43 protein-coding genes are annotated in these 18,626 nt (G+C 41.5%); 5 read left to right on the top strand and 38 right to left on the bottom strand.

What is annotated here, in order from left to right:
• Positions 1–28 precede the first annotated feature (28 nt).
• The 38 genes from V7126_RS18280 to V7126_RS18100 all read right to left on the bottom strand — a co-directional run bounded on the left by V7126_RS18280 (position 29) and on the right by V7126_RS18100 (position 15,152).
• Positions 29–394 carry a hypothetical protein gene (locus V7126_RS18280; protein ID WP_216899385.1) on the bottom strand — a complete coding sequence of 122 codons (366 nt, stop codon included), beginning with the start codon at positions 392–394 and terminating at the stop codon, positions 29–31.
• Positions 391–597, bottom strand: coding sequence for a hypothetical protein (locus tag V7126_RS18275; RefSeq protein ID WP_216899383.1), 207 nt, complete (start codon positions 595–597; stop codon positions 391–393). The genes V7126_RS18280 and V7126_RS18275 overlap by 4 nt, the downstream gene beginning before the upstream one ends.
• Before the next feature lie 20 nt (positions 598–617).
• Complete coding sequence (locus V7126_RS18270; protein WP_216899381.1) at positions 618–857, bottom strand: hypothetical protein; 240 nt, start codon at positions 855–857, stop codon at positions 618–620.
• 28 nt (positions 858–885) lie between these two features.
• Positions 886–1,161, bottom strand: a complete 276-nt coding sequence (locus V7126_RS18265) for a hypothetical protein (protein ID WP_175077379.1) — start codon at positions 1,159–1,161, stop codon at positions 886–888.
• Positions 1,162–1,197: 36 nt separating this feature from the next.
• Positions 1,198–1,401, bottom strand: coding sequence for a hypothetical protein (locus V7126_RS18260; protein WP_145930129.1), 204 nt, complete (start codon positions 1,399–1,401; stop codon positions 1,198–1,200).
• A 13-nt stretch (positions 1,402–1,414) separates the two neighbouring features.
• The gene (locus V7126_RS18255; protein WP_216899379.1) at positions 1,415–1,729 is read right to left on the bottom strand and encodes a hypothetical protein; all 315 of its coding nucleotides are present in this window, start codon (positions 1,727–1,729) and stop codon (positions 1,415–1,417) included.
• Positions 1,730–1,744: 15 nt separating this feature from the next.
• Positions 1,745–1,900, bottom strand: a complete 156-nt coding sequence (locus V7126_RS18250; protein WP_216899377.1) for a hypothetical protein — start codon at positions 1,898–1,900, stop codon at positions 1,745–1,747.
• Positions 1,897–2,166: a hypothetical protein gene (locus V7126_RS18245; RefSeq protein WP_216899375.1), complete on the bottom strand. Its 270-nt coding sequence runs from the start codon at positions 2,164–2,166 to the stop codon at positions 1,897–1,899. Before V7126_RS18245 ends, V7126_RS18250 begins: the two co-directional genes overlap by 4 nt.
• Before the next feature lie 51 nt (positions 2,167–2,217).
• Positions 2,218–2,448 carry a hypothetical protein gene (locus V7126_RS18240; protein WP_216899373.1) on the bottom strand — a complete coding sequence of 77 codons (231 nt, stop codon included), beginning with the start codon at positions 2,446–2,448 and terminating at the stop codon, positions 2,218–2,220.
• Complete coding sequence (locus tag V7126_RS18235; protein ID WP_216899371.1) at positions 2,432–2,815, bottom strand: septum formation initiator family protein; 384 nt, start codon at positions 2,813–2,815, stop codon at positions 2,432–2,434. Before V7126_RS18235 ends, V7126_RS18240 begins: the two co-directional genes overlap by 17 nt.
• A 30-nt stretch (positions 2,816–2,845) precedes the next feature.
• Positions 2,846–3,022 (bottom strand): hypothetical protein, encoded by a 177-nt coding sequence (locus tag V7126_RS18230; RefSeq protein ID WP_216899370.1) that lies wholly within the window; start codon positions 3,020–3,022, stop codon positions 2,846–2,848.
• Positions 3,023–3,034: 12 nt separating this feature from the next.
• Positions 3,035–3,514: a single-stranded DNA-binding protein gene (gene ssb, locus V7126_RS18225; RefSeq protein ID WP_216899369.1), complete on the bottom strand. Its 480-nt coding sequence runs from the start codon at positions 3,512–3,514 to the stop codon at positions 3,035–3,037.
• A gap of 372 nt (positions 3,515–3,886) precedes the next feature.
• The gene (locus V7126_RS18220; RefSeq protein ID WP_216899368.1) at positions 3,887–4,093 is read right to left on the bottom strand and encodes a hypothetical protein; all 207 of its coding nucleotides are present in this window, start codon (positions 4,091–4,093) and stop codon (positions 3,887–3,889) included.
• Entirely contained in the window at positions 4,072–4,494 is a 423-nt protein-coding gene (locus tag V7126_RS18215; protein ID WP_216899367.1) for a RusA family crossover junction endodeoxyribonuclease, read from the bottom strand. The genes V7126_RS18220 and V7126_RS18215 overlap by 22 nt, the downstream gene beginning before the upstream one ends.
• Entirely contained in the window at positions 4,491–4,631 is a 141-nt protein-coding gene (locus tag V7126_RS18210; RefSeq protein ID WP_175077390.1) for a hypothetical protein, read from the bottom strand. Before V7126_RS18210 ends, V7126_RS18215 begins: the two co-directional genes overlap by 4 nt.
• Complete coding sequence (locus V7126_RS18205; RefSeq protein ID WP_175077391.1) at positions 4,631–4,816, bottom strand: hypothetical protein; 186 nt, start codon at positions 4,814–4,816, stop codon at positions 4,631–4,633. Before V7126_RS18205 ends, V7126_RS18210 begins: the two co-directional genes overlap by 1 nt.
• Before the next feature lie 29 nt (positions 4,817–4,845).
• Positions 4,846–5,097, bottom strand: a complete 252-nt coding sequence (locus V7126_RS18200; RefSeq protein ID WP_175077392.1) for a hypothetical protein — start codon at positions 5,095–5,097, stop codon at positions 4,846–4,848.
• On the bottom strand, positions 5,085–5,291 hold the full coding sequence (locus V7126_RS18195; protein ID WP_254416543.1) for a hypothetical protein: 207 nt from the start codon (positions 5,289–5,291) through the stop codon (positions 5,085–5,087). Before V7126_RS18195 ends, V7126_RS18200 begins: the two co-directional genes overlap by 13 nt.
• Positions 5,288–5,479: a hypothetical protein gene (locus V7126_RS18190; protein ID WP_006640540.1), complete on the bottom strand. Its 192-nt coding sequence runs from the start codon at positions 5,477–5,479 to the stop codon at positions 5,288–5,290. The genes V7126_RS18195 and V7126_RS18190 overlap by 4 nt, the downstream gene beginning before the upstream one ends.
• Positions 5,476–5,664, bottom strand: a complete 189-nt coding sequence (locus V7126_RS18185; RefSeq protein ID WP_009330082.1) for a hypothetical protein — start codon at positions 5,662–5,664, stop codon at positions 5,476–5,478. The genes V7126_RS18190 and V7126_RS18185 overlap by 4 nt, the downstream gene beginning before the upstream one ends.
• On the bottom strand, positions 5,664–6,131 hold the full coding sequence (locus V7126_RS18180; protein ID WP_216899366.1) for a YopX family protein: 468 nt from the start codon (positions 6,129–6,131) through the stop codon (positions 5,664–5,666). The genes V7126_RS18185 and V7126_RS18180 overlap by 1 nt, the downstream gene beginning before the upstream one ends.
• Before the next feature lie 94 nt (positions 6,132–6,225).
• Positions 6,226–6,435, bottom strand: a complete 210-nt coding sequence (locus tag V7126_RS18175; RefSeq protein WP_175077394.1) for a hypothetical protein — start codon at positions 6,433–6,435, stop codon at positions 6,226–6,228.
• Between the two features lie 85 nt (positions 6,436–6,520).
• Positions 6,521–7,414, bottom strand: a complete 894-nt coding sequence (locus V7126_RS18170; RefSeq protein ID WP_216899363.1) for a DNA cytosine methyltransferase — start codon at positions 7,412–7,414, stop codon at positions 6,521–6,523.
• Positions 7,411–7,716, bottom strand: a complete 306-nt coding sequence (locus V7126_RS18165; RefSeq protein ID WP_335498125.1) for an IDEAL domain-containing protein — start codon at positions 7,714–7,716, stop codon at positions 7,411–7,413. Before V7126_RS18165 ends, V7126_RS18170 begins: the two co-directional genes overlap by 4 nt.
• A complete protein-coding gene (locus V7126_RS18160; RefSeq protein WP_216899359.1) occupies positions 7,694–7,912 on the bottom strand; it encodes a hypothetical protein in 219 nt (72 codons plus the stop codon). Before V7126_RS18160 ends, V7126_RS18165 begins: the two co-directional genes overlap by 23 nt.
• Complete coding sequence (locus tag V7126_RS18155) at positions 7,912–8,079, bottom strand: hypothetical protein (RefSeq protein WP_216899357.1); 168 nt, start codon at positions 8,077–8,079, stop codon at positions 7,912–7,914. The genes V7126_RS18160 and V7126_RS18155 overlap by 1 nt, the downstream gene beginning before the upstream one ends.
• Before the next feature lie 29 nt (positions 8,080–8,108).
• Positions 8,109–8,315: an XtrA/YqaO family protein gene (locus tag V7126_RS18150; protein WP_216899355.1), complete on the bottom strand. Its 207-nt coding sequence runs from the start codon at positions 8,313–8,315 to the stop codon at positions 8,109–8,111.
• A gap of 78 nt (positions 8,316–8,393) precedes the next feature.
• Positions 8,394–9,176 (bottom strand): ATP-binding protein, encoded by a 783-nt coding sequence (locus tag V7126_RS18145; protein ID WP_216899353.1) that lies wholly within the window; start codon positions 9,174–9,176, stop codon positions 8,394–8,396.
• Positions 9,166–10,161, bottom strand: coding sequence for a hypothetical protein (locus tag V7126_RS18140; protein ID WP_216899351.1), 996 nt, complete (start codon positions 10,159–10,161; stop codon positions 9,166–9,168). Before V7126_RS18140 ends, V7126_RS18145 begins: the two co-directional genes overlap by 11 nt.
• Positions 10,162–10,397: 236 nt before the next feature.
• The gene (locus tag V7126_RS18135; RefSeq protein ID WP_216899349.1) at positions 10,398–10,598 is read right to left on the bottom strand and encodes a hypothetical protein; all 201 of its coding nucleotides are present in this window, start codon (positions 10,596–10,598) and stop codon (positions 10,398–10,400) included.
• A gap of 287 nt (positions 10,599–10,885) precedes the next feature.
• Positions 10,886–10,957 carry a DUF7667 family protein gene (locus tag V7126_RS24135; RefSeq protein ID WP_438823809.1) on the bottom strand — a complete coding sequence of 24 codons (72 nt, stop codon included), beginning with the start codon at positions 10,955–10,957 and terminating at the stop codon, positions 10,886–10,888.
• A 161-nt stretch (positions 10,958–11,118) separates the two neighbouring features.
• A complete protein-coding gene (locus tag V7126_RS18130) occupies positions 11,119–11,751 on the bottom strand; it encodes an ERF family protein (RefSeq protein ID WP_216899347.1) in 633 nt (210 codons plus the stop codon).
• Complete coding sequence (locus V7126_RS18125) at positions 11,748–12,332, bottom strand: host-nuclease inhibitor Gam family protein (protein ID WP_216899345.1); 585 nt, start codon at positions 12,330–12,332, stop codon at positions 11,748–11,750. The genes V7126_RS18130 and V7126_RS18125 overlap by 4 nt, the downstream gene beginning before the upstream one ends.
• A 556-nt stretch (positions 12,333–12,888) precedes the next feature.
• A complete protein-coding gene (locus V7126_RS18120) occupies positions 12,889–13,155 on the bottom strand; it encodes a YqaH family protein (protein WP_216899343.1) in 267 nt (88 codons plus the stop codon).
• A 1-nt stretch (position 13,156) separates the two neighbouring features.
• A complete protein-coding gene (locus V7126_RS18115) occupies positions 13,157–13,720 on the bottom strand; it encodes a helix-turn-helix domain-containing protein (RefSeq protein WP_216899340.1) in 564 nt (187 codons plus the stop codon).
• A gap of 79 nt (positions 13,721–13,799) precedes the next feature.
• Positions 13,800–14,570, bottom strand: a complete 771-nt coding sequence (locus V7126_RS18110; RefSeq protein ID WP_216899338.1) for a phage antirepressor — start codon at positions 14,568–14,570, stop codon at positions 13,800–13,802.
• A complete protein-coding gene (locus V7126_RS18105) occupies positions 14,571–14,897 on the bottom strand; it encodes a hypothetical protein (RefSeq protein ID WP_011197842.1) in 327 nt (108 codons plus the stop codon).
• Positions 14,898–14,909: 12 nt separating this feature from the next.
• Complete coding sequence (locus V7126_RS18100; protein ID WP_216899336.1) at positions 14,910–15,152, bottom strand: helix-turn-helix transcriptional regulator; 243 nt, start codon at positions 15,150–15,152, stop codon at positions 14,910–14,912.
• Between the two features lie 163 nt (positions 15,153–15,315).
• On the opposite strand from V7126_RS18100, the gene V7126_RS18095 reads away from it, so the two are divergent.
• The 5 genes from V7126_RS18095 (at position 15,316) to V7126_RS18075 (ending at position 18,507) form a co-directional block, all read left to right on the top strand.
• Positions 15,316–15,681 (top strand): helix-turn-helix domain-containing protein, encoded by a 366-nt coding sequence (locus tag V7126_RS18095; RefSeq protein ID WP_216899334.1) that lies wholly within the window; start codon positions 15,316–15,318, stop codon positions 15,679–15,681.
• Between the two features lie 54 nt (positions 15,682–15,735).
• Positions 15,736–16,002 carry a hypothetical protein gene (locus tag V7126_RS18090; protein ID WP_216899332.1) on the top strand — a complete coding sequence of 89 codons (267 nt, stop codon included), beginning with the start codon at positions 15,736–15,738 and terminating at the stop codon, positions 16,000–16,002.
• 94 nt (positions 16,003–16,096) lie between these two features.
• Positions 16,097–16,744 (top strand): DUF4352 domain-containing protein, encoded by a 648-nt coding sequence (locus V7126_RS18085; protein WP_309245930.1) that lies wholly within the window; start codon positions 16,097–16,099, stop codon positions 16,742–16,744.
• A gap of 113 nt (positions 16,745–16,857) precedes the next feature.
• Complete coding sequence (locus tag V7126_RS18080) at positions 16,858–17,337, top strand: ImmA/IrrE family metallo-endopeptidase (RefSeq protein WP_216899330.1); 480 nt, start codon at positions 16,858–16,860, stop codon at positions 17,335–17,337.
• Positions 17,338–17,367: 30 nt separating this feature from the next.
• On the top strand, positions 17,368–18,507 hold the full coding sequence (locus tag V7126_RS18075; protein WP_216899328.1) for a tyrosine-type recombinase/integrase: 1,140 nt from the start codon (positions 17,368–17,370) through the stop codon (positions 18,505–18,507).
• Positions 18,508–18,626: the final 119 nt, after the last annotated feature.

Below are 18,626 nucleotides of genomic sequence, written 5' to 3'. Positions count from 1 at the left end.
TTTCATCTGCTTTTATTATACCAAAATTTTAGGATTGAGAGATAATCTGAACAGCCGCCATATTAATAATATTTTGGGTATCATTACCGCCGGCTTCCGCATACTTCGGCTGTTTCGTAGATTTAGTATTTAGCCAAGAAGAGACTATATCCGTATTACAAGGGTAAGGAAAAATTAATACTTCATAATCCCATTCATTTTCCCTACAAAGTTCCTCGACTTTCTGCTTGGCGACAGCCGCCTCAATTAACGTATCAAATGTTATCGGTTCAAACCCACTAGGGTAACCGTCGGAACTAAAAGCAGTTGATAAAAGGCCTGACTCTCCATCAAATTCTATAACAAATTCCAACCAACCCCGATGATTAATAAGTAACGTATATTGTTCATTCATACAACTTTCTCTCCTTCAATAAATCTGTATATATGAACTCGAAATGCTTTATCTTCGTCCGGCTGACCATATTCATCAAAAGGCCTTTGTACCCGCGTTTGTTCAATATCCACCACAAAACCTAAATGCCAAGCGTGCTTTGCGTGTTCGATCGCTTTTTGACTGCTGTTTGAATAAACTGTCTTGACGTGTTCCTTTTTCATTTCGCTTCCTCCTTATACCACTATATCTTGAAATGCCTAGAAAGTACCTGCTGCCCGATTTGAAAGAACTTCTTCCGTTGCTTATCGTCTAACTTGCTCAGAGACCTAGCTATCGGTTCACAGTGTTTTAAAGATTTATAGAAATTTTCCAACTGCTCGGTGCTCATTTTTTCAAAAGTCACTTTATTCCCTGAGGCCTTTCGAAAACCTTCTAATTTTTCGAGTAGCTGTTTTCTTTTTCCATCCGTTGCTTCAGACATCCCTCATTCTCCTTCCCGGCTCCGGCCGCTAATCTCCTTCTACAAACTTAATTTCATAACAATCTGTATCTGCTCCATTTTTGAAATAATCATTCATGTTTTCGAGAAGACATTCATAGCTGCAAAAATCCAAATATCTAATGCTGTCTATACTGTCATTTCCCCATCTACTATGGTGCGTTGTGACTTTATAGTAATCCTTTGAACGATCTTTTGTGTCGATGGTTTTCCCGCATGTATCACATACCACTTCCACCAATACACTTTCCGTTTTTGTGACTTCTTTTTCTTCGTATTTCCTCAATTTTCTTCATCCTTCCCGGCTCCGGCCGCTTGTTCGTTACATACATAGCATAGTTACTGTAACAACTTTCTTTTTTCCCTTTTTACGATAATGCTCATAGTAATTAAGGTAATCTGATTCTTGGCCGATCTTTCTATAACCTTGCATTCTCAAATTATGTGTAGTTTTTCTAAATTCCTTCCAATCTTCGTCATTCCATTCAGCTATTACAAAATCACCTTTAACCACATTTAGATGCATCGTCGCCCCTCCTTTATCTTGAGTCTTGCTCAGCCACATGCAGAAACATCGCCGACGCCATCGGAGAAGCGACCAACAGCATCACAATAAGCTGCTTGATGCTCTCCAGATACAAATACCCGAATGATGCTAAAGAAAGCGCGCTGACCAGAAAGCAGATCGTCCCGATAAACATTTTTCTTATATCCGTTGCGATCACAAGCGCAACCGTGAATATGGCAACAGTCGCTATCTCTCCGATCTCCGGCCTGTATACCCACAAATACCCGATCCAGAATACACCGCCTAAAGCCACCAGAATTCCCTTGATAACGTTTAAACTTGTCACCCCTTACCATCCCCCTCAAAGCGTGATGAACGCCACTATAGAGCTAATCATTGAAGATATGCACACTGCCGCCATAATATCCCGTAGCTTGTTGTCTTCTTTCTCTCCTATGACTCCGATAAACGATAAGATCATGATGAGCAGCAGGATGATTTTGAATGCTGTGATCATTTCGCTAACCTCCCATCAATCAATAGAAACTCATTTGATCTTTTTTCGAATTCATCCACCATTCTTGTAAGGTGAATATCCGGATTTTCTTGCCCAACAACATCCCCGAATTTCCCAAGAGCACATTTCCGATCAACTTCCGTAACGTTTTCATTGAAACTCTCATCAACTTCGAACCAATCTTTCGAATATATCTCAATAGCTGTTTTCTCATCCTCTGCCGCAATCAACGCATAATATGGTGCAACAACTTCAAAGTATTTCATGAATAGTCCCCCTTTTTATTGATTACAAATTCGATTTCCGCGTCTATCAATTCATGTTTGTTGTTCTTTCAAGCCTTCCCTGCGTTTTTCTTCCCATTCCTCCCGGGTAAATTTACGGCCGCTCGGTGTCCTGTCTGATTTTATGCCGTTTCTTTGCTTCCAGGCGCTTAAAGTGCGCCCGGAAACCAGTAATTCCTCTTGTGCTATTTCTTCATCGCTCATATGCTTACTCAATGTTTTATATTGCTCAGGCGTAAAGCCGATTTCATCGAGGATTCCCATTTTGATCACCCTTTCCCTCTACAGCGAAACGTTTCATAAAATCATTAAACACATCCGATATATGTCGATCTTTAAATTCACGACCATTTAGGCAAAATTGAGCAATGAACTCATATCTTACTTTTAATTTTTCAATTTCTCCCTTTAATCGTTCATTTTCCGCCTGTAGTCGCTTATTTTCCGCTTGTATTTTTTCGATAAAGTCACATGCCTTATCGATACTCTCGGTAACGTAATCGAAATACTTCATCACGCCAAATCCTCCGCCTGCTCCCGCTGCCAACTCCAATCTTTCACATACTGTTCGGACGGCACTATCGGATATTTCTTGATATACGCCAGCCGCTGTTCCTCCGTCATCTTCCAAACCACTACTTCCCCATGCTTGCTTGAATTTCTATTTGAAGTCATAACCGTTTCCCCCTCCAGTTTTGTAAAGAACGCCGTGCCATCTGCTGAACGGCACTTCCCTTTTTACATCCTGTTTGCTTAAGCCTTCCTCGAAAACCTGAATGACCTGCAACTCTTCCTGGTCGTAATTCGTGGCCGACCACTGAACAACGCGCCTTGTCATGCTGCAGCCTCCTTAGAAGGGGAGATCTTCATCTGAAATATCAATCGGCTTACCCTCATTGGCAAACGGATCATCAGGAAAGCTGTTCCCCTGCTGACCGCTGCTCTGGTTCCGCCCTGCGCCGCCCTGCTGCCTGCTATCAGCCTGACCGCCGCCCTTTGGATCGAGAAATTGCACAGATTCGACGTTTACCTCCGTCACAAACACTCTGCGGCCGCTCTGATCGTCATAACTTCGCGTTTGAAGGCGCCCGTCTACGCCTGCCATTGATCCCTTTTTCAGAAACTTGGCAATATTTTCAGCGTTTCTCCAAGCGACACAGTTGATAAAGTCCGCTTCCGTTTCTCCGTTCTGGTTTTTAAATGTCCGATTGACTGCCAATGTAAAGCTGACTACCGATTTGATATTCCCGGTTTCAACTTTGCCACTCCCGACATATCTTAGTTCCGGGTCTCTTGTTAACCTTCCACATAAAACAACTCGATTTATCATGTTTTATATCTCCCTTCCGGTAAAAAACACTCTTAAGCGCCTTTTTAACCACCATATTTCGAATTCTCTCTCACTTCTGTTTAACTTGTTCAAATGAAAATGTTTGAAAAGGTATTTCGCGCCGACAATATTTAATATTTCATCCATGATCGGAACGATATATAGTCGTTTTGATAAAACATTGAGAGGCTTCCAATTGGGCAGCTCATCCCAATTTTCCGGTTTTGCTCCCAATCTGTAATCCCATTTCCAAGAATTCAAATTATAATGTATTTCTGCAAGTTCTTTTTTGCTGAATTCCCGCAAATTCCGCATTTCCTTTTCCCCTTTCGTCTATTTCCGACAGGAATCGACATTCTCAGCCGAAATTTTTCACCCGCGCTTCTCAAGCGCAGCCCTTACCTTTTCCAAATCATGTTCCTCGCCGTCGATCTCGACATACTCCAAATCTTCGTTTATGAAGCCGTAGCGACGTTTTAACTCTATGAGGCTATCTAAACCCCTCCAAAGGGTGTCATGCCCTACAGTGCGCCCGTATTGGTTCTTATAACGGATGATCAGGCGCTTAGATTTTCCCATTCTGCCAACCCCATTATTTGAACCTCGATCCCGGGTTCTTTTCCGTAAACTTTGGCTCCTATGACCATGAAAACTTGGTTATCATCATGCCACGCTGTTTTATTCAGAGAGTCGAAAACACCTTTTACTAGATTGTCTATGTCCGGCTTTTTGATGTGTACCGTTGAAACGGCCTCCTGTTGCTTTTTCTTTGACCAACTTTTTGGAATCGGCATCGAGAAAAGCACCTTTACTACAGTAGGGCCGGTATAAAGCTGCTGTCCTTTCATCTGCTTCTGTGCGTGCAGCTTGATGAAATCCTTATAAGCTAAATACCGCTGTGCGTTTTTATTCACGAATTTCCCACGCCCGGTCATCCGAACGGCTCCCATTGGTGTAATGGGTATGTTAAGAGTGATCATTTTTCTGTTCCCCCTATCCTGACGATTACCGTAAAGGGCAGGAACGTAAATCTAATAAGTTTCATGCCGCCGACCGAATGTATTTCAAAACCGATATTCCAATTCAAGAGTACGAATCCCCAAAATATTCGTGGCATCACTCCGCCGCCTCCTCGTCATCTTCACCGAAAGCCATTTCAATCGATTTTTCAAAGGGATGCACTAACCTTATTTCATGAAATAAACCACTTTCTTCAAAAGCAGATCGTCCTGCTTCATATGCTTCTTCTGGAGAATTAAACTTCTCCATCAAGATTCCATCTAAATAAATACCGAACTTCATTTCTAAATTCCTTTCCCGGCTCCGGCCGTTTATACTTTACCTTCAAGTAGTTTCAAAATGTCATCTATGTCTTTTTCCTCGATGTAATGACGCTTTGCCCTTTGGCATATGAATTTGATTTCCTGCATGATTTTCACACATTCTTTAAAAAGTCGATGGTCGTGGGATACCTTCTCGCTCTCCGTCATCACTTTTTCAGCCTGTTCAATAAGCCATTCCATATCGTCACGCTCGATCTCATCTTCATAGAATCGCTCTTTGATTTCGCTTAATTTGTCCATTTTCTCACCTTCCCGGTTTCCGCCGCCTCCCTTGGTCTGTAAATTAAAGACGGTTCAATTCTACCGGGTGCATAATCAATGTTATATTCCCCACAATAAGGACAGCATTCCGGCTCCTTTTCTCTTTCTAATAAAAGCAACTCGCCGCATTCCCGACATTTGAACTCATACATAACTAGATTTCTTCCCATCATTCCGCCGCCTCCTTATTGATCCGGTTACTCCTTCTATCTGCAAACATCATCATTTGATACTCCTGCAACTGCTTTTCAACAGTTTCCACAGGCACTAAAGGAAAAGCAGTCTTTTCCCACAAAATAAAATCGCACTGCTTATCATTTGCATCAGGGAAATACTTTCTCACTAAGTCAATCCACGTCATTCCGCCGCCTCCACTTCGCATTTGGCACCTTTGAAAACAGTTTCGTAATGTTCGTTTGTATAATGCCCTCTCAATTCCCGGTCGACTTCAAGTGTGACCTCGCCGACATTACCAAACTTCTTTTCTAAATTGTTTTTAATTATTTGTTTCACTTCTTCAGGTGATAAAGTCACTTGCATTTTCATTATTTCGCCGCCTCCAATAGACCGGGATTTTCAAAGACTGTTCCAAGATATTCCGAATCTGGCCCGCAATCGGCAAGAGACTCAGAAGGCCCGTTAATATATTCACCGTAAAATGCAGCTAAATCGTTGTCGTAAACAACCTTAAATATTCTCCCCAAAACGTCTTTTCGAATGTCTCCCTCCCAAATCTCCCGGCCGGTTTCGTCCTTCAATCCGGTGTATTGCATAAGGTAAAAAGGCTCATCATCTGGGTTTTGGAATAGCCCTGCTGTTCTGCCGTTAGATGATTTCGCGAAATCCACACGACCGATCCAAACAAATGGGCTATCAAATTCCGGTTCAAACTCATTTTTATACTCTTCATCAACTGTTCCATGTGTATAGCCATCTCTATCTTGTGAAATTTCTTTAACCCTAAACATGTGCTGATATTTGTTGCTCCATGCTCTGAATTTAATCTCTCTCATCCGTTCTACCTCCCGTCATCTTGTAACCATTGTTCGATCTGTTTTTCCCTGTATCCGGCCTGTCGCAGGATCGACAGCAGCGCTTTGACTTCTTTCATTTCGCCGATCCCCACGCTCGCAAAATTGCATCTCTCAAACCCGGTGGCCGTGTTTCCGTCACCGATCTAACCGGGATACCCACGATATAAGTCGTGTTTGTTTCTTGGATCAATTCGCGGTCGTTTTCCTTAACCATTTCTTGAATAAACACCTTTTTGAATAGTCCGCCGTACTGTGAATTGACTTCTTTTTTGATGATTCTCATATCAAATCCCACCATTCGAACACTTTTTTCTGTTCCTTCTTTTTCCGCCCGATCAGCCGGACGATGAGTCTCTTGATCTTTTTCATTAGTTCTTTACCTCCTGCTCCATGATCGCTTTAAATATTGGGTAAATCTGCTGTGGCACCACCGCATTTCCTAATCCTTTAATTCTGTCCACCCGATTGGGAATCCCATGAGCCACTCGACCCACGTTGGGTTCAGGTGTCCACCGTTGCCTGCCGTCATCTGTTTCCGTTCCTCTTCGGTAATGACTCCTTTTTCCTGAAGATCGATCATCGTTTGAAATGATCCAGTGCCGCCGCACATCCCCTTGGTTCTCGGCGTCGGCCATAGTTTTGTGACAGCAGTGTGCAGGTTTTGACATGATGGATTCATGGCTTTCTTTTCGTTGTAACTCTTGCTGTTTGGATTGTTGAACCGCTTCCGGCTGTCTCTCGTATTCCAAGCGTCTGACGCTGTCGGAGTAGGCAACAACGAATGTTCGATCTCTTCGATGTTTGGCGTCGACGGCACAAGCCGGTATAATAAACGATTGCCCTTTGTAACCTGCACTTTCCAGGTCAAATAACGTGCGGTCGAGTTCCATGTTTGCGAAGTTAGCAACGTTTTCACCAACGACCCAAGTGGGCTTGAGCTCTTTGATGATCCTAAACATTTCTGGCCAGAGGTCGCGGTCATCTTCCTTGCCTTTTCGCTTCCCGGCAATACTGTAAGGCTGGCAAGGGAATCCTCCTGAAATAATGTCAACTGTTCCACCTGGTTCGATCACTCCTTTTTCTTCTAAAAGCTGTCTATTCAAGGTGCATACATCGTCAAAGATGGGGACACCAGGAAAGTTTTTTTGTAGTACCTTCTGACAGAATGGCTCCCGCTCGCAGAATGCCACCGTTTCTATGCCGGCCCATTCAGCAGCAAGCGCGATCCCTCCTATTCCCGCAAACAACTCAATGCTTTTCAATCCGCTACCTCCTGAATGCGTTTTAATTCGCTTGTAAGCTCTTTAAACCAGTTCTGGTCTTTTGTATCTAGTGCGATGTTTATCATCGTTCTGAGGCTTTCCTGCGTGTATTCTGGCGTATCCTCGCATGGTGTTAAGTCCGCCATTCTCTGGCCCAGATATAATTTTTTGTCTTCGGCTCTGACATCTGCATAATTTCCGTTCATTTCAAGGATGTACCCTTTAAGAATTGTTTTTTGATTGCGCCTGTAGAAATTTGAGGGAGAGAACTTCACCCAGTCACCCACATTTAGCCTTGTCACCGTAAATGCTCCCCTTTCGCTCTTTGAGTATCCCGCGTTCGCATTGATCGACAATCAACAAGAATACTTCCAGCGCCGGGCGTTTGAGGGCAGCCGCTGTTTCTTCGATAGAAACGCCCGCCTTCCAGTCCTCTTTCACTCGCTTTACTTCGTCTTCCGTCCAACCAAACTCACACTTAGAAAGCATGATGTACATTACGCGCTCCGCTCCCGCTGCTGCCATTCTGCTATTTTCGCCTCGAGCATCCGAACAGTATCAGTTAAATCCTTTTTCTCGATCTTGCAATTCGGGCAGGCGTGGAAAGCTACCACGCTGGAGTTTTTCACCCTGACAACCTTCTGACCGTTGCACAAATTACACATGTCGCACCCTCCTTATCTATGTTTTTGGGCTATTTAATTTTGTGCCCTATTTCTCTATCAACTCGGGAAAAATATCCCCTAGCCGTTTGAATAATTGTTTTTCCATGCTCCGGGGCATCCATGATATGCGCCGTCCCCTCGTTTCCATCCAAAACTATGACGCGAACTTTTCCCGGCTCAATCGTCCCAGTAAAGGTGAAATCCTTATTGACTTCAATCGTTTCTGGCTGCTTCACTCTGACCGCCCCCAGTGTGCTATAATAGAATTACCCACAGTTCATAAAGCATCGGAGCCTTACGGTTTCGGTGTTTTTTCATTCATAAAGCAATTGCAGCAATTCCTCATTTTCTTGTTTCGCGATCTTACTTCTGACTTTTTCGTCTGGCATTTTGACAGGGAAAGCAAGCTTTTCGACCCTGCTGCTGATCCTGCCGCCCGGATACTTCAAATCCAGTTCGTCAATGGCTAAGTTACTTGTGATGATGGTCGGCTTTTTGTTCTGGAGCCTGTAGTCCAGAATGCGAGTAAACGTTTCTTCTACCCAATCCGTCGCTTTTTCTACTCCGATATCATCCAAGATCGCCAGATCGGCCGTTTTTGCCGCTTCGATAATGTCGGAACTCTTAACCTTCGAATCTGCTTCAAAGGTCTTTTTGATCTCTCCAATCAGATCGGCAGTTGAGGAATAAATGATTTTCAATGGATCGTCCTGTTTGTCGTGCATCTTGGTGATGGCCTTCATGATGCTTGCAGCTAACCGCGTTTTACCGCTCCCCTTTTCATGGCTGTAAAAATACAACCCCTTCCCCTGCTCGCGCATCTGCTCGAATTTCAATACATAGTTTTTTGAAATCCGCTTTGCGTTAGCCGCGCGCTCCTTCGATTCGTCCTTTTCATAAACATCTATTTCAAAGGAATTTAAAGTTACATTTTTAAACTCTTCCGGAAGCCGGGCGCTCAACAGCTTTTTTTCTAAGGTTTTGACAGCCTTGCACGGGCATTCTTTCATGAATTCCTTGTTTTCCTGGTGGTCTTTAATCCAGATCAGGCCGGAGCCGTCGCATTGCTTGTAAATGCAGTTTTCCTCAGAAATCACAGTAAGTGTCTCGAATCGTTCCGGATAAGCCCTTTTCCCTTGCAAGTGCTTCGAGTCTCTCAACCTCTTTGCTAGTCCCGGATTCGATTTCTCCAACTGCTTTAGGGTATCTTCTAAACTGTTCATCTTTCCGCTTACCTCCCTGATTCATCAATATCATGAGACCCTGCCGCGCTTTGTGATCGTCTGTATTTCTAAGGATGCCAAGAGTGTATTTTTCGTTTCGATCGCTGTATTTCTCGACATGTGTCCACATTGCGTAATGCAGTTGATCGACACTGTACTTGCTCATTTTTTCAAGATGAGTCATTAAGACGTTGGCCGAGATTTTACCTGTTGATCGAGTAAGCCGGAGGCAATCAAGATATTGAACTAAGATGCTTTTTTTAATCCCTACTGGGAGAGTCCCTTTTTGAATTGTCAATTCTGTTATTTTTTCAATCTCTTCTAAACTTGAAAGATTTATAGATTTAAGACCAACCGATTCCAGTTCATTTTGAAATGCATCTGTTTTACTGATGTCCTGTTTTTCACTTTCATCCGGTTTATTGTTAGTCTCTGTAGTAGTCTCTGTGTAGTCTCTGGTATTGCTCTGCCCATTTTGGGCAGTCCCATGTGCCCATTTTGGGCAGTCCGACTGCTCATTTTGGGCAGTCCCTCTGCCCATTTTGGGCAGACGGTCGTAATCAATCGAATACCATTTTGTTTTGTCAGCCTTCATCTTGTTGAAATTTCCTGTAATCAATAACCCAGATTCCTCAAGTCTTGCCACAGTGCGTCTTAGTGTGTTTTTAGACCAAAACGGAAACTGTTCCAACCACTCGTCATAGGTGTTATAAATCCACTTCCGACCGTCTCTTTTTTTACCTGATGACTTTAACCAGTAATGGACTTGTTGAAGAACGATCGCTTCGTTTAATCCGATTTCTTTCGCTAAAGAAGGAATGACAATCAAGGGATATTCGTCTAATAGCAAACCGTTCAATGCCTCTGCCTCCTTTTCTCCGTCCGTCTCTTGATGATCTGTTAATCTCTCTTTGGCTTTTCTCCGGTTATTTTCTCGTAGTCGTCGTAGGCCAATTCCTTATACATAGGGTGTAATCTTCTGATTGACCACAAGCACAGGCTTTTTAATTCCTTGTTTTCGGCCATAAGTTTTTTGTATGCCGTCATTAACTGTTCTTTGCTCCATGGAATGTTCATTTCCTCGTCCCTTTCCGTTTAAAAGTATTGATAGTTGGTGATGACGACTGAATCTAAATCGTAGTATCCTTCAATTTCTAACTCCATTTGTTTAATGTCATTAGGAGATATCAAATGTTTGTTTTTAACTGAAACTATTACTCTTGCGTCTGCTTTTTCTTCACCTTTCCGAAACTTATAACTGACAAGAAAATGTCTTCTCATACCTCGTCTTATCAATCCTGATCCCTCCCGCCTCGTTTAACATTGATATAATTAAAACAGCCTCTACACGCTCTGTTTGGGTGATTGTGACAAAACCACCTTTTCATTACTTTGTCTTGCACTTCTTCTGATTCTTTAAGCAATTCATTAGCGATGGGAGTATAAAAGTCTGTGGTTATAGCGCAATCGTGACAAGGCTTCTCAAGTAGTTCTAATTCCGGATCGTTCATAAACCTATTCCAATAGTTTTCCTTCGGTTTATTTGTTTTGATGTGCAAACTAATCACCTCAACTCAGAATTTTCAATGGAAATCAGCATATAATTCCTCGATCTGGTTGCATATCTCATGTTGCCAATCAGTATCATTTGTCATCGATCATATTTATCTTGGTTGATCTTTGAACCTCCCTCAAAATTCACCTGAGTGAAGCAACTTGTGTCATTACCGTCCTCATCGTGTGCCATTCTTGCTGCTGCAAGTATTCGATAACAAAACCTTGGTTCTAACATCTGGGGTTCCCCTTTCAAAGTGTTTTACGCTGACTCTTTCTCAGCTGTAGCAATCCAAGTTTTCAAAGTCGTCAAACGTTCATCGGCTTTTCCTTTCGGTAATTTGTTCAAATCTGTAATTTTTAAGGCTGTCATAACAGCATCAAAAGTTCCTTTTCCGCGCAGTTCAATGAATCTATCTGCTAACACTTGAAATTCATCTTTTTGCTCCTGTGTAATCATTTCAGGCGGCTTTGTTGCCTCCACTTTTTGCTGGAAGGCGTCCGGGTCATCCTGATCAGTAGGAACATTAAATTGTTTCAACAAGAAATACTTTTCCGCATAAGTCAGGGCCTTACCGACACCCTTTTCCCCACCGATATCGATGCCTTGTGCATAGAAAGTTGTCGTTATTGTTTCTTCCGGCTTTTCTGCATTAACCCATTTGTATTCGATGTCTAGTTCCGTAAAGTATGTGGTACGGTTCCCGTTTTTCTCCGCTGTGACCTTTTTGTCTATGATTGCCGGAATTAGTAGTAATCCAAGTTCGTCTATTTTTTCCCGGATCGCTCCAACGACCTGACTTGATCCGGTATAATTGTATTGATGACCTTGGTTTGCTTTTTTCAAGTAAGGAACGGCTTTCCTAACCTCGATCAGCTTTTGATATATGTTCATTTGTCATCCACCTCAACCGTGAATTTATCTTCCCTGTCAACCACCGTGACGCCTGGGATGATCTCGCCTTCATCATCAATCAGTTTGTCGCCGAACACCGTGCATTTATTTTTGATAGAAGCCCAATCTACATCTTGTTTAATCCTGACGAATCCTTTAGATTCGGCGTATTTCATCAGCTCTTTTTCATCGCGCTGGTACTCTGGCTGCTGCTTTATTAATTTGATTGTCCCGTACGGCAACCGCAGCATCTTTTTAGGCTTTTTGCCGCTTTCTCGCTGTTTCCTGACTTCCTCACGCATATATCGTTCAAGTCGATGTTTGTAGAAGTTTTCTCGCTCGACATACTCCTTATTTGCATCCTCGCGCCATAACTTGATCTTTTCCATTTCCATTAAGAGCCTATCTATTTGCTTGTCGGCCACCGCATCTATTTCAGCCTGCTTTCTTTTGTAATAAGCGATGCGCCGCTGCGCTTCTGTTGCCGTTTCCAGATCATGAACCTCAAATATTTCCGGTTCCTCCGTGTTCCCAGGCATCTGAGCAAGCAGTTCTTTTTTGATTTCTTCGATTTCAGCCATCGTTCAATCACCTTCCATATTGTTTTTTAGGTGGAAGACTGATATAATTTGTAATTGGAAAGTTTATCTACGCCTTTCCACCAGCCGCTAATTCAATTGGTATTTGATCTCGTTTGAACCTTTTTACAGGTTCTTTTTTTATGCCTCGTCATCTTCGTTGTCTTCCTCGTCTTCGTACCGCAAATACTCTTTTGGGTAGCCGAAACGGTTAATTTCTGTGATCATTGGGTGCTCGATGTTCATTTGAATCCACTCCTTTGCTGGACATTACTTGTTTGACCAAATTCAAAATAAACTTGTTCTCTTTGGTGATTTCCTCATGGAGAAGTTGTACAGCTCCCTTGATTTCTTGTTCTGAATAGCCCATAGATTTCGCATTCTGCAAAATGTAAGATGCCAACTTGAATTTTTTATGATTCATTTAAACGGCTCCTTTTTTCTCTGAACTTTTTAAACCGCTGATCCCATACAAGATGTAATTCAGGATAGTTTCGGATTCTCGCGCACCAGGCACGCACTTCTAATGCTGTGGTTGGCTTGTGAATGAAATGGATCATCAATGAACCCTCCTTACCGGCTTAACATCTAATCCCCTTTTCGCGAACTTGGAAGCTATTTCGTGCAGTTGTACAATTTGTTCAGGGTGTTCCATCTTCTTTAGTTCTTTGCTGTGTTGGGCGATTGATTCCGCTAATTCTCTGCATCCGTCAAAATCCCCGTCCTTAATCGCCGCAGTCAATAATTCAGACGCCATAAATTGCATTGAGTCAAACAGTCTTTGCGCCTTTTCGCGGTCGCTTTTTAGAAAATGATTGATATTCACTTTAAACCGCCTGCCTTTCTTCATTTCTCGACATTGCTACATGATCCAAAATCGCTTTCCGTGTCCATCGGTCGGCCAATTCCTGAATTTTAAGGCCGTGATTACGGGCTAATGAGTAGATAAGCGTCTTGTTAGCCGCAATCAGATCGAAAATCTGTTTAATCTCATTCATCGGCAGTTCAGCAGATCGCCCCGGACGGTCACGGGCTATCCATCTACTCAGGCTTTTCAGTGATAGCAGCGCTTCCTCAAGTTGATGCTCCATGTTGATCACCGCTGTGCTGGCGCTTTCGTTTAATGCTGGATCAATCGGCGCCGATGCTGTCGGATGCAGTCGGAAAAGGTAATGTACAAGGTCGATGTGTTCGTATGCTTCGCAGATTTCAAACCACTTTATGCAAAACTGCGGTGTCAGTCTGACAAGCCCCTTTTCAACATTTGATATTGACTTTTGATCGTACTTTCCTAGCAATTTGCCTATCTGCGACTGCGAGAGTCCGTATTTTTTTCTAACTTCACGCATTACTGCGGGTAAATTGTCGAGATTATATGGATTGTTCTCCATACGTTCGCCCCCTGATTTACTGGTTTTTTTCTGATAAAATTTTTAAATGAAGAGAAAAGATTCTATGATGTCTATTGACTTACGCCGATTGTGAGGACACAAACTTGTTCACGAAATAAATTTGCCCTTTTCCTGTCACTTTTGGCGTGCGTGTGGTTCTGATTGAGCCGTCACTGTTTACAATGGTGCTTTTCTTGATTTCGAACAGCCCCATGTCCATGCTGCGTTGAGTCGGAAGGTTTAACGATTCACCTTTCTTTCGAATCAAATATCCGTTCTCGCGCAGCCATCTGAATAATCTGTTTTGGCCGATCTTCACGCCGTTTTGTTGCAGGATTTTCGCTAATTCACCAACCAAGATTGATGATTCTGACGTTTCAACCGCATCCGCAAACAGCGCTTTAGGCTTCATGACCTCGATTTGTTTACTTTGCTCTTTCATGGTGTGCAAAGTGACTTTGAAAAGCTGTTTCGTTTGTTCGTCAGCCTGCGGCAGATACGTTTGTATGAATAGATCGTCATTTGCTACATAGCCGCCTGTTTTTCTGATTGTTGGGATGACTTCGTGAGTGATCCATCTTTTGAACTGTTTGGCCTCTGGTTTACGGCTACCGAGGATCAGTGAATATAGGCCGGGTTCATTAACGATCGTTTTATTGGGGTTTCCAATACCCTCATTTAAAATGACAGTATTCTTTTCATCTTCATCCAAACGGCTCAATGCCTGACTCGGGTTGCCGATTTCGAGGACATCGCAGACATCCTTTGCAACAAACCAAGGTTCACCGTTCTTAACGACTGTTCTGACCTGTTGATCTTGATAATTGAAGACTTTTTGCAGTTGATCCATTTAACTCACGCCTTTCTGAAAATAGTTTGTGTTTTCTTCAACCCAGGTTGAATTTTGTTTGATCCATTCAAAAACGAGATCACGTGGGTATCTGGCTTGAATTGTTTTTAATTTCGGGAAAGACTCGATACCTGTCAGCCTTGTCACCGCTGCCGATTTGATTTGAAAAATCTCTTGCAAATGAGTGTTTTTTAATATTGGAGGATAAGTGTATTTTTTTGCGCCGTCCTCCACGCCTTGCTGATAAGCTTTTTCGCAAAGCGCTTTAACAATTTCGAAAACCGTTTCGTTCGGCAAGTTATCAAGTGAGATACCGAGATTAGCCAAAGTGACCGCCTCCTATGCTGTGTTGGATTTTTGATCATGAAAATTCTTCGATTCGTATATTTTGTTTTCAAAAAAATTTTGAATTGGTTCGTCTAAAACTTCTGCAATGTCTTTCAGTAACTCAACATGTATTTTTCTGCGCCCTAATTCATATCCGTTATACGTGGCTGTATGAATTCCTAGACATTTTGCAACAAATTTTTGTGTTATGCCTTTTGATTGTCGGATCATTCTTAAATTTTCATTCACTCTCACGATCATCACCTCCATTATACGTTTCGAAGAACTCTTTAATCACATGATAATTCTTCGATTCGTATATGTCAACAATAAAATATACTTTTTGTTAATTTTTTTTACTCAATATGAAGAATAATGTACAATTTGAAGAAAGAAACAACTTAATGGAGGAATAATTATGGCTCTCGGAGCAAGGATAAGAGCTTTAAGGGAAAAGGAAAATCTAACTCAAAAAGCTTTAGCTGAAAAATTAAATATACCTCACCAAAATCTTTCTAATTATGAACGGGGTTTCAGACAACCTGATTATGAAACCTTAATTAAGATAGCAGATTTTTTTGAGGTTTCCACTGATTATTTACTTCGTGGTGTCGATCCGAAAGTTAAAGATAAAATTTTTGAGGATGAAGCAAAGAAGATTCTAACCGATCCAAAAACATTCCTTGCCGCCCGTGACGGAGAAGTTACACAGGAAATTTTAGATGCTGCCCTCGAAATCATTACGGAGCAACTAAAAGAAGGGCGCAAAAAAAAATCCGATTAAACAAAAGTATTGCAAGTCCAGTCACACACTTATAATAAAATGGGGGTGTTTTATATGGAAAACAAAGGGTTTGAATTGATTTTGAAAGAGATTCAGGCCATTAATAACCGTCTATCTGATCTCGAAAAAAATGTCGCGACTAAAGATGACATCAAAGCATTAAGTGAGAAAATCGATTCTCAGCATGTCGAAAACATCAATTCGGATAACCTTCTACTTGATGAAATCAGCTCCCTTAAAGAAGGCGTCATCTTCGTTAATCGAAAAGTGGCCGATGCAGAATTCGAAATTCATACATTAAAAGCCCGCAAACAACAGTAAGACTATTGTCAAAACTGGTAAAATCCTGTTGAAATGTTATGTGTTTTAGCCTATTATAAAAGACATACATATATATGAACTGGGGGAACTGAACGTGGGAAAAGAAAAAACAAAAAAGCCAATTTATAAGAAATGGTGGTTTTGGTTAATCATCGTTATCATCCTCGGTGCAGCCGCAACAAATGGTGGAAATTCAGAGCAAGCTTCATCAACAAACAAAGAAAAATCCACTGAGAATAAAACGACTGAAACAAAACAAGATACGAAGAAAGAAGAAAAGAAAGAAGAGAAAAAGGAAGAACCGAAGAAAGAAGAGACAAACCCTAAAATCGGCGACGATGTGAAAGTTGGCGATATGAATTATAAAGTCAATGGAAAGAAAACAGCCGATCAGGTTGGACCTTCTGCCTTACCTCAAAAGGCTAGTGATAAATATCTAGTCATTGACGTCACGTTAAAAAACAATGGCAATGATAAAGTAACCGTCGATGCTTCATTCTTCAAGCTTAAACGTGGCGAAAAGACTTATGAAGCTGATTCCGCCGCAAGCATGTCAGCAAACCAAAGCGAGGACGGCAATATTGACAATAGCTTTTTCCTTCAAAACTTGAATCCTGATTCTAAAATCAGTGGAAAAGTAGTATTTGATGTAGCTCCGGAAGTTGCTAACGCAAAAGACCTACAATTACAAGTGCAGACTGGTGCATGGGGAACGGAAACCGGAATCATCGATTTAAAATAATTGATAGCCTCTCAATGAGGCTTTTCTTTCACACGAAAAATAGAACGTATGTTCTTTGTTTTTTTAAAAAAGTATCATCTCAATTTGATAAATGGGCTTAGGAGGCGTTCTTCTTGGTGTATACAAAAAGTCATTTGGAGGATTGGATTGAAAACTTTTACAGAAAAATAAACATCACCTCACCCGAACAAATTAATTTCGAGCGCATAGCCGAGACCTTGGGCATCAGACTTTATTTCAAATCAGGCCCGAGTTTTTCCTTTAAATACAATGATGTGTATACGATTTTTTTAGATAACCGGAAAAGCCGCTGTGAGCAGTGGGACGACTTCGCACACGAATTGTGCCACCTCTTCAGACATGAAGGAGATAAAAAAACAATGCCTAAATTTTGGTCAGATTATCAGGAAAGACAAGCAAATTACTTCTCATATCACTTTTGCATCCCTACTTTTATGCTTCATGGAATGAAAATTACACACGACCATTTTTTTAATGCGCACCTCATTGCCAAAACTTTTAAAGTAACTGAACCATTTGCGAAGGTACGTCTTAATATGTACTTTAACAAAATTCGACTTATTATTTGTTAAAAGATCCTTTAAATCAGAAAGGGGGATAATATGGCTTCATTCCAGCAATACAAGACAAAGTCAGGATATAAATGGCTTTTTAAAATGGGTGTAGGGATCGACCCTAAAACCGGAGATAGAAAAACGACGACCCGCCGGGGTTTCAAGACAAAAAAAGAAGCTGTCGCCGCCGCTGCTGAATTTCAAAAGGTAATCGATAGTAATGCTCTTATTCGAAAAGACTTAACTTTTGAAGATGTGTTCAAGGAATGGTGGGCTGTACATTCTAAAACAATAAAGCGAAGCACCAGATACTCCAAATTATCGAAATTCAACAAGCATATCCTGCCGCTATTCGGCAAATTGAAAATAAAAAACATCACAAAAGCGTATTGCCAAAAAGCAATAAACCGAATAGCCCAAGAAATTAATTCCGCTCAAGATGTGAAAATTCAAGCTAACCTTGTGTTTAAATACGCTCTAAGAATGGATTACATCTCAACGAATCCGATGGCTTATGTTGTTATCCCGAAAAAAGAAGAAAATTTTTTATCGGATGAAGAAGAGAAACGGAACTTTTGGGAAAAAGACGAGATCAAAATTTTTCTTGATAAAGCGCACTCACAACTCACACAGCAAGATTATGTTATGTTTTACGTTCTTATTTTTACTGGCATGCGTAAAGGGGAACTTCTGGCCTTGGAATGGAAAGACGTTGATATAAAAGAAAGAACAATAAATATTAAACAAACATTGTTTTTTGAAGACGGAAAAGAAGTTATCCAAACAGCCAAAAAATATCATTCAAAACGAATCATCACAATTGATGAACAAACCGCTCAAATACTTAAGAAATGGCGCACGCAGCAAAAGGAAATGCTCTTGTCTAATGGAATCACCACAGAAGCCAAATACGTCCTCATACGGGACGATATGCGCCCTCTGAGGCTTGCATATCCAAATGATATTTTAAACCGTATAATAGCTAAAAATAAGCTTCACAGGATCACGATTCATGGATTCAGACATTCGCACGCTTCCATTCTTTTTGAGGCAGGTGCATCCCTTAAAGAAGTACAAGCCCGTTTGGGCCATAAAGAAATACAAACGACTATGAACATCTATACACATGTCACGAAAACCGCAAAAGAAAAAACGGCCGAAACATTTAAAAAGTACATGGAATTATAAGAAATTCAATTAAACGTGGTCAAAATGTGGTCAAAACTCAATTTTAAGCAAAAAACAAGCCCTCTTCCGAGCGACCGGATGAGGGCTTGAACGTTGATATATTAACGTTTTGAGAACTG

The sequence above is a fragment of the Bacillus sp. JJ675 genome, from assembly GCF_036963165.1.
Lineage (GTDB): Bacteria > Bacillota > Bacilli > Bacillales > Bacillaceae > Bacillus > Bacillus glycinifermentans.
This window is presented reverse-complemented; position numbering and strand designations above follow the sequence as displayed.